Origin of the sequence: Endozoicomonas sp. ISHI1 (genome assembly GCF_024606225.1) — a bacterium.
Lineage (GTDB): Bacteria > Pseudomonadota > Gammaproteobacteria > Pseudomonadales > Endozoicomonadaceae > Endozoicomonas_A.
In genome coordinates, this window is sequence record NZ_JAGRPU010000004.1 from 212,043 (window position 1) to 223,421 (window position 11,379).

The 11,379-nt window shown below is 43.7% G+C and carries 6 protein-coding genes; 3 read left to right on the forward strand and 3 right to left on the reverse strand.

Going from position 1 to position 11,379, the window contains the following annotated elements:
• The first annotated feature begins 182 nt into the window (after positions 1-182).
• Together KBW69_RS05095 and KBW69_RS05100 are read left to right on the forward strand one after the other, a co-directional pair.
• Positions 183-3,428, forward strand: a complete 3,246-nt coding sequence (locus KBW69_RS05095) for a hypothetical protein (RefSeq protein WP_257280159.1) — start codon at positions 183-185, stop codon at positions 3,426-3,428.
• Positions 3,429-3,626: 198 nt separating this feature from the next.
• The gene (locus KBW69_RS05100; protein WP_257280160.1) at positions 3,627-6,878 is read left to right on the forward strand and encodes a hypothetical protein; all 3,252 of its coding nucleotides are present in this window, start codon (positions 3,627-3,629) and stop codon (positions 6,876-6,878) included.
• 93 nt (positions 6,879-6,971) lie between these two features.
• On the opposite strand, the gene KBW69_RS05105 is transcribed toward KBW69_RS05100, so the two are convergent.
• The 3 genes from KBW69_RS05105 to KBW69_RS05115 form a co-directional block, all read right to left on the reverse strand.
• On the reverse strand, positions 6,972-7,352 hold the full coding sequence (locus KBW69_RS05105; RefSeq protein WP_257253527.1) for a thiol-disulfide oxidoreductase DCC family protein: 381 nt from the start codon (positions 7,350-7,352) through the stop codon (positions 6,972-6,974).
• Positions 7,330-8,934, reverse strand: a complete 1,605-nt coding sequence (locus tag KBW69_RS05110; RefSeq protein ID WP_257253528.1) for a protein kinase — start codon at positions 8,932-8,934, stop codon at positions 7,330-7,332. Before KBW69_RS05110 ends, KBW69_RS05105 begins: the two co-directional genes overlap by 23 nt.
• Before the next feature lie 121 nt (positions 8,935-9,055).
• Complete coding sequence (locus KBW69_RS05115; RefSeq protein ID WP_257253529.1) at positions 9,056-10,663, reverse strand: protein kinase; 1,608 nt, start codon at positions 10,661-10,663, stop codon at positions 9,056-9,058.
• 356 nt (positions 10,664-11,019) lie between these two features.
• On the opposite strand from KBW69_RS05115, the gene KBW69_RS05120 reads away from it, so the two are divergent.
• Positions 11,020-11,241 (forward strand): hypothetical protein, encoded by a 222-nt coding sequence (locus KBW69_RS05120; RefSeq protein WP_257280161.1) that lies wholly within the window; start codon positions 11,020-11,022, stop codon positions 11,239-11,241.
• The last annotated feature ends 138 nt before the right edge of the window (positions 11,242-11,379 follow it).

The window sequence follows — 11,379 nt, forward strand, 5'->3', positions numbered from 1 at the left end:
CCTACATTTCAGGCTATTGAGAATTACTTTGGGTTGCATCGGTCCGGCCAGAGGCCTTTTTTCAACTCTGTGATTCTTCTGTTTTGGAACTTTTTTTGAATTGACGGGTCAATATTGTGAGCATTTTTTGACTGGGCTCTCCCTCGTCAAGATTAAGGACAATTTAAAGACAGGAAAAAACGATGGATCGATTATCTCAATTCTCATGTAATAAGAGGCAAAATTCACCTACTTTCAATGCTACAGAGAATCGTGGCAAAGTTTGCGGAAAAATCGTCAGCCCTGTCAGTGATAAGGCATTGGGAGTTCATCATGCAAATTTCACACAAGATCTTGTAACAGGACAAAAAGATCAAAAAGAGATCGGAATTACCTCCAGAGCCGTTGCTTCAGGCCTAGATTCCCATCAAGTCGCTAAACTCAAACCAAAATTAAAAAAGCTTAAAGATATTCAGGGTGCGAACACTGCTATCATCAGCGACAGACAACTTAAGCTCATTAAACGGCTCATGGATCATAGTATTAAAGGTAGGCTGACAGCAGAAAAATTTATAGATGTTATCGACTTTATTTATTATCGCCCTGAAAAAATATTACCTAAAGATTATTTTAAATCACCAACCCTTTTGTCAGGAATAATAAGAAATCAGCTTTGGGATGTTTCTAAAACGGAGATAGCTGATAAAATATGGGATGTATTAATATCAACACCTGAAAGGAAAAAACAGTTATTATTGACTCGCGTCAGGGAAAAAGGCGTCAGGCATTATTACGAAGACCTTTCTGATGAATTGAAAAATGATATTGATTTTCTGACTGAATGGTCAACTCTGAAAGGTATTCCCCGTGGTACACCACCAAATCTGGCAGTTCAGATTTATGAACGTCTGGATATCGGGGCCAAAATAAAGTCTGTGAGTGTTCTGCCGCGCAGCTTCGCAGACGATGATGTTTATAATGAGCTTATCCGTTCGGGAAGAATAACACTTAATGAGCTACCACAAAACATCAGAAAGAAAAACAAAGAGTACTGCCTTTCGCAATTATCGAAAGGCCTTTGCAGATTATCAGAGGTTCCGGCACAGTTTATAACAGAAAAAGCCATTTTGGATTCACTCGATGGTAGAAAATTTCTTATCAATTTTTTTGAACTTTTCAATGATGATATTGAATATGACATGTTGATCAGTCATCCTGAATTCTTTGAAGAAGTACTAGTCAAAATTACTTCAGCGCCCTTGGAAATAAGAATGCCAACCTCTTATACGCATATCGATCTTTTGTATGATGTTTATAAATATTGCATAAAAAGATACAGGTATGACAGGGAGAGACTTGCTTTATTATTAAAAAAACTGATAAAAGTTAATCCTTTTTTTGTTATACCTGTTAAAAATATGGATGATGAGTTGCTTCAGGGGATGATTAAAGAAGGAAAAGAATTACTATTAGCCATGTTAATCATTAGACCTGAAATAAGCCAATGTCTTGATACGGAAATTATTTCTTTTTTCTTTAAGAAAGTTAATGCTGGTGATGATTTTAAAACCCATGTCATGAATATTGTTTATCCGTACTTTCCTATCAATGATAAAAAATGTTTTCCAGAAGACATATTGCAGAAGCAAGACACATTGGTGCTAAATTCTGCCCCCTTTGTTGCAGGAGGAATGCATATTATCAATAGGGGTTTACGACCCGTTAAAGGCAAAATCATAATAGACTACATTGAAGGTTTTCAATCTTTTTTAACTCGTTTTAATGATAAGGAATATCTCAAGAAGTGTTGCACTGACCCAACAACCCGGCAAAAGCTCATTCATGTTCTGGCTATCAGGTTCATTGCTAACAAGCGGCAGTGCATGAAGGAGTGGAAACATTGTCTACCCCGAAAATTAATTCATGATACGCTGGCTTATCTCAATAATCCCGCCCTTTTCCCGGAACTGGATGTCTCCGGCACATTAACAGAACCGGTGAACCCTCTCACATTTCAACAACCCAATACTTCGGCATTCAAGTTGCTGGTGTCTCTCCACGCCTATGGCTATCGGTTTGCGGATAAAGACGCCAGTCGTCAGTTGCAATCGGAATTTGACCGTGCAGGTCGCACACACTTTGAAGAGGTTTATCGCGGTCAGTATCAACATTCCTTGTCGCTATTTGAGGAAAAAGGGACCGTCGTGGGTGGTCGTACACTGGCAGTACGCAATGGTAAGCGAGTTGATTACTATAAGTTCCAGCGACTTGGAGAGTCCATAGCCACCCTGGCGCAAGAAGGCATTATGCATCAATTTATTGCCAGAGTGCTTAATAAACGCTGTAAAAGTCAGCTACCCCGTTTTGGCCAGTACCTCATCCTACTGGAAAAGGATCTTCCCGAAAATATCCGGGATTTCACTGATCGTTTACAACGGATCAACAATGCTAATGGTGAAAAAGCCTACCGGGTCTACCACTTCAAAGCGACAAAAAATTACGGTCAATACGCTCATACTCCTGATGGAAGCAGCACCCCTTATGCGATCGCAGAGCGTGGCTTGTTGAACGCCATTCACGACATTGGCGTACTTAATGGCAACCTTGGCGTTATGCCCACATCAACGATTCCGGCCTTTCACGATACCGGACGTCGTTGGCTGTTCCTTAGCCCATTGTTGGGTAACTCCGATTGTTTTGCCTTGCCATTACCCGGAACCTTTGGAGGCTGGGTTAAAGCCATTGAACGCCCTGATTTTGGTTGGGATGGTTTACGGGATTGGGGCGATGTTGAGTTCTATGGCTCTATGAAAAGCGGCCTCACTGCCAGGGACTCAAAAACGTCGGGTTATACACCCGAGGTTTTACAGCGGTTAAGTTTTGTCAATTCCCTGTGCGAAAACTTGCTGGCAGCCGTGCTGTTAAGGTCACGCTTGCGTCGGGACTCCCCAGATTATCATTATCAAAATAAACAAGCCGTGAAAGAGACAGAAAATTTTATTGAGCAACTACTGAACGAATATCTGTCAGGCCTGTTCGCAAAAGAAAAAGAATGGCCGTCCAGGTCAAGACTGCCAGAATTTATGGGGGTTGACGAAACAACATACCGTTCCTGGCTGACACGCACAGCTGAGGAAATTCTGTACTGGACAGCCATACAACCTCACGAGGCCACAGATCATTGTACATTTACTCCTTCTGATGAGTGTTACTCAGAACACATAAAGCAAAATGGAAAACTGGACACCACACTATACCCAAAAGATTTGGAGACTTTCGACATACATAAAAAATTTCCCAAAGACTTCCATAATGTCAATGACCAACTCAATCTTGGAGCCAATAACGCCGTCTTTCCTCTGATCAGTCTGGTCAAGGGACTTACGTTGTTTGCCGGCAATATTTTTGCATTCGCGGATCAATACACAGAGGAAGATAATAGAGAATGAGGTATATCCCCCCAATGCATCCAATATTTCAGGCTATTGACATTGCTTTGTGTTGCATTGGCTCGGCCAGAGGTCTTTTTTCAACTCTGTAGTCCTTCTGTTTTGGAACTTTCATTTAATTAGCGGGTCTTAATTTACGAGCATTCCATAGAGTGGGCTCACCCCCGTCAAGATTAAGTACAATTAAAGACAGGAGTGATGATGAATCAATTATCTAAATCCTCATATAATCAGGGGCAAAATTTTTCTGCTTGCACTGCAACAGCCGTTGTCTCAGATAGTGCTACAGCGGATTACGACAATGTTTCCGGCAGAACCGTCAGGCCTGTCAGCGGTAAGCCTTTGGGAGTCAATCGCGCAGATCCCTTAACAGGACAAAAAGATCAAAAAGAGGTCGGAATTTCCTCCAGAGCCGTTGCTTTAGATGTAGATACCTGTGAAGTAGCTGCATGCGAATCAGGATTAAGAAAGCGTCATGCCATTCAGCATGCGAACACTGCTATCCTCAGCGACAGACAAGTCAAGCTGATTCAAGAACTCATTGATGGTAGAAACGATAGACTCACAGAAGATGAATTTATAGATGTTGCCGACTTTCTTCCTTGTGATCCTGAAAAATATTTACCTGAACATTACTCCAAATCACCAACCCTTCTTTCAGAGATAGTAAGAAACCGTCTTTGGAGTGTTTTGGTAATGAAAAAAGGTGACAAAATCAGAGAAACATTGTTATCAACAGTTGAAAGAACAAAACAGATATTATTGAATGCTGTCAGGAGCGGAGCCCTAACATCTCACTATGGATACCTTTCTGAAGAATTAAAATCTGATATTGACTTCCTTATTGAATACTCAAACGTGCATGGTCTTCCGAGTGGTACACCGCCTGAACGGGCAAAATTGATTTATGATCACCTGGATATCGCAGCAAAAATAAAGTCATTGAGCGTTCTTCCGGACAGCTTTAAAGATGATGGTTTGTATGATGAACTTATCAAATCAGGAAGGATAAAGCTCAAAGACCTGCCGAAAGACATCATAAATAAAAACGAAGAGTACTGTCTTTCACAATTATCGAAGGGGTTGTGTACATTATCAGAGGTTCCGACTCGGTTTTTAACAAAACAGTTGATTTTGGACTCGCTTGATGGTGATTATTTTTTTGAAAATTTCAGCGAGATTTTCAAAGGCAATCATAAACATAAGGTTATGATGAATAATGATGAGTTTTTTGAAGAAGTGCTTTTAAAGACAGCTTCATCCGCACTCGGTAAAAGAAATTTCGCTAAAATATCTCAATCTCTCTTATCTGATGTTTATGATCTTTGTATAGAAAGATACAAGGATGATCAAAAAAAGCTTACCTTGTTGTTAAAAAAACTGGTAGAAGCCAATCCTTTTATTGTTGTATCAATTGAAAATGTAGATGATGCTTTGCTTCAGAAATTAATCGAAACAGGAAAAGAGTTATTATTAAAAAACTTAATTAGTAGACCTGAGATAAGTGAATATTTTTCTATCAGCCACCTTAATATGTTTTTTAAAAAAATTAATGCAAATAAGGATTTTGTAAGTCAGGTCATGGATATTGTCTGTCAGTATTTTCCTTTAAAATATCTCCATTCATTTCCCGAAGACATACTGGCGAAGCAAGACGCTATCGTTTTAAATTCTGAACCCTTTGAGTCTGGAGAGGGTCATATTATTAGAAGAAGTTTACGGCCCGGGAAAGCTGACCTCATAATAGATTACATTGAACATTATCTGGATTTTTTGCATAAATTTAATGATGCAAAGTATCTGGAGCAGTGTTGCACTGACCCAACGCTCCGGCAAAGACTTGTTCATGTACTGGCAAGCAGGATCGTTGCAAACAAACCGTTGTTGCTGAGGTATTGGAAGAATTGTTTACCCCGGAAATTACTGGATGATACTCTGGCTTATCTCAATCATCCTGCCCTGTTCTCCGAACTGGATGTCTCCGGCACATTAACAGAACCGGTGAATCCTCTCAAATTTCAACAACCCAATACTTCGGCATTCAAGTTGCTGGTGTCTCTCCACGCCTATGGCTTTCAGTTTGCGGACAAAGACGCCAGTCGTCAGTTGCAATCAAAATTTGACACTGCTGGTTGCACACATTTTGAATCAGTTTATCGTGGTCAACATCAACATTCATTGTCGCTATTTGAAGGAAAGGGAGCCATCGTCGGTGGTCGTACACTGGCAATACAGAATGGTAAGGAAGTTGATTACTATAAATTCCAGCGACTTGGAGAATCCGTAGCCACCCTGGCGCAAGAAGGCATTATGCATCAATTTATTGCCAATGTGCTCAATGACCGCTTTAAAAGCCAGCTACCCCGTTTCGGTCAGTACCTCACTGTACTGGAAAAGGATCTTCCCGAAAGTATCCGGGGCTTCACTGATCGTTTACAAGAGACCAATGTTGATGGTGAAAAAGCCTACCGGGTCTACCACTTCAAAGCGACCAACAATTACGGTCAATACGCGCATACTCCGGATGGAACCAGCACTCCTTACGCGATCGCTGAGCGAGGCCTGTTGAACGGCATTCACGACATTGGAGTACTTAATGGCAACGTTGGCGTTATGCCCACGTCAACGATCCCGGCCTTTCATGATACCGGACGTCGTTGGCTGTTCCTTAGCCCGTTATTGGGTAAATCCTTACATTATGCCCTGCCATTACCCGGAACCTTTGGAGGCTGGGTTGAGGCCATAGAACGCCCTGATTTTGGTTGGGATGGTTTACGGGATTGGGGGGATGTTGAGTTCTATGGCTCTATGAAAAGCGGCCTCACTGCCAGAGACTCAAAAACGTCGGGTTATACTCCCGAGGTTCTACAGCGGTTAAGTTTTGCCAATGCCCTCTGCGAAAACCTGCTGGCAGCCGTGATGTTAAGATCACGCCTGCGTCGGGACTCCCCGGACTATCATTACCAAAAGGAACAAACCGTGAAGGAGACAGAACATTTTATTGAGCAACTGCTTAACGAATACCTGTCAGGCCTGTTAGCCAAAGAAAAAGAATGTCAGCCTGAGTCAAGACTGCCAGAATTTATGGGGGTTGACAGTGCGACGTACCGTTCATGGCTGACACGCACAGCTCAGGAAATCCTGTACTGGACAGCTCTGCAACCTTGTGAGGTTAGCGATCGTCGTGCATCTGCCCCTTTTGCCGAATGCTTCTCAGAACACATAAAGCTCACTGGAAATCTGGATAACATAATGTACCCGAAACCATTGCATTCCCTGGACGTGTATAAAGAATTTCCCAGAGACTTTTATAATGTCAATGGCCAGCTTAATCTCGGAGCCAACAATGCCGTCTTCCCTCTGGTTAGTCTGGTCAAGGGGCTTACGCTGTTTGCCAGCAATGTATTTTCTCTCGCAGGGCAGAACGTCAGGGATGATGATATGGAGTGACGTTGATAAGTCTCACTGCATTCATGATTTTAGCGATCATATTTGGTCATGAGCGTCACTCTGTCCAGGCGGGTGGGATGAACAAGCCTATGACTATTTACATTGCTTTGTGTTGCATTGGCCCGGCCAGCGACCTTCTTTTTTCAAGCGGACTTTGGTCATCCAGTCATAAGTCCATTTCAGGAACTGTTTCAGGCCTGGCAGACTCATGACCTGTCCCAGCCAGCTCCAGGCAGGTAGCTGTCTGAGTAAGAGCGAGTAACTGTCGATGCTCGTATAAACCCGACCGTCATCGGTCATGGTGTGTAATTCAAGCAGAGCTTTGTGGGGATCAATCCCCCAGGCTTCCAGTGCCTTTTCCTGACCGGTGATATCAAACCACTCTACTTCACTTGTGAAACGGGCATTTTTCCAGCGAGCAACCTCTTTAACACAAAGAGGGCAGAGACCGTCATAAAAAACTCTTATTTGCATCGTCTTCATCTCTTTTCAATACATCAGCAACCCTGTGAAGTGTTCTTAAGGCCTGCTCTCTGTCTATTGTACGTTCAGTAAACCAGGGATGCTGCAAAGCTTGCTCTGGAGACATTCTCTGCCTGGGCACCGGGTGCAGCAGACTGTTAATCATGTCAATCAGCTGACTTTTACTTCTTTTCATCTCTTCTGCAGACTCTATCAGGTGCCCCAGATCTGTTACCGTCTCTCTTTCAGTCGTGGTTAACTTGCCGTAGAGCAGGCCTTTGATGGCCTGGATATCTTGAAACAAGAGCGGTCCATCCAACAGTGCCTGAGCGGTTTCGCTGTCTCTGGCGTTCAATTTTCCATGCAGCATTTTCTTGATTCTATCAATGTCACTGGCGCTCAAATCCCCATCCAGTAACTTCATAATTGCTCTAATTTCATCTCTGGAGGTCAGCAGACTCTCCAGATTAAATTCTTGCATCTTCATACGCTCAGACTCGGCTTCCAGATCATCCTGTGTTAACTCAGGACTTATTGGCTCCATTGCCTGTTTGTAACTGCCATCAGGATTGGGTTTCTGATACTCGAGAAATGCCTTGAGCACCTCAAAAGCTGCTTCAGATCGTTGGTCGGGGGTATATTTACCCCATGGTTCTGCGCCATTGGTAAAAGAGTGAATATGGAGTTGACCCGGACTGTTCAAAAAACGGTAGAGATGTTGTCCCTGGGCAAAAGCATCTGTGGCATAACTGGCTCTGACCAGCTCTTTCTTAAGTAACGATCGGTATAATTCCGGAGAAGCATAGTCTTCATGACCGTAACTGGCTTTTTTACCCTCCTCTTTGGCACCACCAAAATCAATCAATTTCAAGCGGCCACTTTTAAGATCAATCATGGCGTTATTGGGTTTCAGGTCGTTATGGACAACACCTTTCTTATGCAGGTAATCAAGTGCCTGAAACTTCTCGTACTCCATAAACGCCATAACATTGAAAAACGCCTGACTGCTGAGCCTGCCATTCCCATAGAGCTCAATCAAAAGCGTCATTAGGGTATCTTGAGAAGGGCCTTCAATCATCTCCATCAGGAGCCCTCTAACCCCATCGACTTCTACCAGACCATAACTTTTGACAATATTTGGGTGCTCTCCCAACTTCTTTAATATCCTGTGCTCTTGTTCTCCCTGGTCTCCCAAGTGAGTTTTTTTTAATGCGAAATGTTCTTGTTGGCCATTACTTTTTTCCTGGATAACCCGGTATACCGTTGCAAAACGTCCCCGACCCAACTCTTTCTTTGCCAGCTGGGCCGTTTCATTCAACGGAGAGTCATATGAGAAGACATCATCTTCGGGAAACACTTCGTCACTGACTGCTCCCGGGCTTGACGGGTAGGAAGAAATCGAAGAGCCAGATATCCCACTAAAATCAGATCCTGAGCCTGAGCCTGAAGAGCTATGCCTGATATTTTTGACCGGCACATCCAGCTGAACTTTCTTACTCTGCCACTTCCCCTGCTTCTTTTGTTCCGGCTTCGCCTGATCAGAGGCATTCGAGGCAGCAGTGGCTGCCCCCGACTTCTTTCCTGGAATATCCACGGATCTTTCCCGGTCATGTTCACTATTAAGGAGTGCATCGGCAGGAATGAGGGGCAATTAACAGGGGCGGATTATCCGAGAGACTTAAGTGAAGGGTTTTAGAGACATTCGGGGGAGATACTCATACAAAACTCTTGTTTGCGTCACCTTCTTTTCCTTTAAGGATGTCGGCTGCTAAATGCAGTGTTCTTAAGGCCTGCTCTCTGTCTATTGTTCGCTCAGTGAACCAGCAGTGCTGCAAAGCTTGTGCTGGTGTCATTCTCTGCTCGGGCACCGGGTGCAGCAAGCTGTTAATCATATCAATCAGCTGGCTTTTACTTCTCTTCATCTCTTCTGCTGACTCTATCAGGTGTTCCAGATCGGCTACTGTCTCTCTTTCAGGTGTCGATAATTTGCCGAAGAGCAATCGTTTGATGGCTTGGATATCATGAAATAAGAGTGGTCCATCCAATAGTGCCTGAGCGGTCTCGCTGTCTTTGGCATTTAATTTTCCATGCAGCATTTTTTTGATTCTTTCTATGTCACTGGTACTCAGATCTCCATCCAGCAATTTTACGATGACGCCAATTTCATCGCCGGAGGTCAGCAGGCTATCCAGATTGACTTCTTGCAACTTCATGCGCTCAGACTCAGCTTCCAGGTCCTCCATTGTTAATTCAGGCATTACTGGCTCCATTGCCTGTTTGTAACTGCCATCAGGGTTAGGTTTCTGATATTCAAGAAATGCCCAGAGGACCTCAAAAGCCGCTTCGGATCGTTGATTGGGCGTATACTTGCCCCAAGGCTGTGCACCGTTGGTAAAAGAGTGAATATGGAGTTGACCCGGACTGTTCAAAAACCGGTATAGATGTTGCCCCTGAGCAAAAGCATCTGTGGCATAGGATGCCCTGACCACCTCTTTTTGAAGTAGCTCCGATCGGTACAACTCTGGAGAAGCATAGTCCTCATGACTATAACTGGCTTTTTGGCCTTCTTCTTTGGCACTACCAAAATCAATCAGTTTCAAGCGGCCATCTTTCAGATCAATCATGGCGTTATTGGGTTTCAGGTCGTTATGGACAACACCCCGCTTATGCAGGTAATCAAGTGCCTGAAACTTCTCATACTCCATAAATGCCAGAACATTGAAAAACGCCTGACTGCTGAGCCTGCCGTTACCATAGAGCTCGATCAGAAGCATCATCACGCTCTCCTGGGAGGGGCCTTCAATCAACTCCGTCAGGAGCCCTCTGACCCCATCGACTTCTACCAGACCATAACTTCTGACAATGTTTGGGTGTTCCCCCAACTTCTTTAATATCCCTGCCTCCAGTTCTCCCTGATCACCGAAATGAGTCTGTTTTAATGCAAAATGCTCTGGTTTGCCTTTATTTTTTTCCTGAGTAACCCGGTGTACCGAAGCAAAGCGTCCCCTGCCCAGTTCTTTTTTAGCCAGATGGGCTGTTTCATTCAATGGGGAAGGGTATGAGAAGACATCATCTTCAGGAAACAGTTCAGTATCACTGAATCCTGACAGGCTTGACGGAGAGGAGGAAATCGAAAAATCGGACGTTCCACCATAATCAGAGTCTGAACCTGAAGAGCTTCGCTCCAGATTTTTGACCGGCACATCATTCAGCTGTACTTTCTTGCTCTGCCATTTAACCTGCTTCTTCTGTTCCGACTGAGCCTGCCCGGAGGCATTCGAGACGGAAATGGCTGGCCCTGATTTCTTGCCTGGAATATCCACGGATCTTCTCCCCCGGTTAACTTAACTATTAAGGAGTGCATCGGCAGGGTTGTGAGGCAATTAACGGGAGCAATACAGAGCAGCCTCTACGAGAGAGAGGTTGGAGTCATTGGCAGCATATGTTTAACCCAAGACAATTGCTTGTTAATGGTATAATTTCAAAATTCATGGATGAGCATTCAGAGTCAAAAACACAAAAAGCTGCTTGGTTATTGTCTGTTGGTCGCTGTTGCGGCTGGAACTCTAAAATGCTTTGATGGGTTGCACATATTCAAAAGTCTGGTGGTGTAAATCAGACTTTTGATCAGGCGCTTAATACCGACTACCAGCTTGCAGCTTTTGCAGCGGCTCTGAGTGTGCTGACCCAGTACAGTGAGATTGAAGGTATCAATATCGAAAACGAACTGTACCGGGAAAAACAAAAAGGCCAGAAATCCGAGTTTGATAAGCTGATAGACCAGGCGGTGGAAATTGCCTATAAACATCTGGTGCCCGGAGGCTTCGATGCTTCTGTTGTTCGGCATGCACTGTTTGCTGTTCATGAAACCATCAGACAGGAATCCGCCCAGCAGGGTTAAAAACAGTTCGCAATAATCTATTATAATCTAAAACTATCTAATACAATCTCAAGAATGGATAAGAGATTAGTGAAGATAGGTGAGGCAGCTCGTTTACTTGGTACAGACCCAGTAACACTACGAAAATGGGAAAGTACA

What these genes read in the sequence shown, in the direction of transcription:
- KBW69_RS05100 (WP_257280160.1), top strand. Translation starts at nt 3,627, where the DNA reads ATGATGAATCAATTATCTAAATCCTCATATAATCAGGGGCAAAATTTT.
- KBW69_RS05095 (WP_257280159.1), top strand. Translation starts at nt 183, where the DNA reads ATGGATCGATTATCTCAATTCTCATGTAATAAGAGGCAAAATTCACCT.
- KBW69_RS05105 (WP_257253527.1), bottom strand. Translation starts at nt 7,352, where the DNA reads ATGCAAATAAGAGTTTTTTATGACGGTCTCTGCCCTCTTTGTGTTAAA.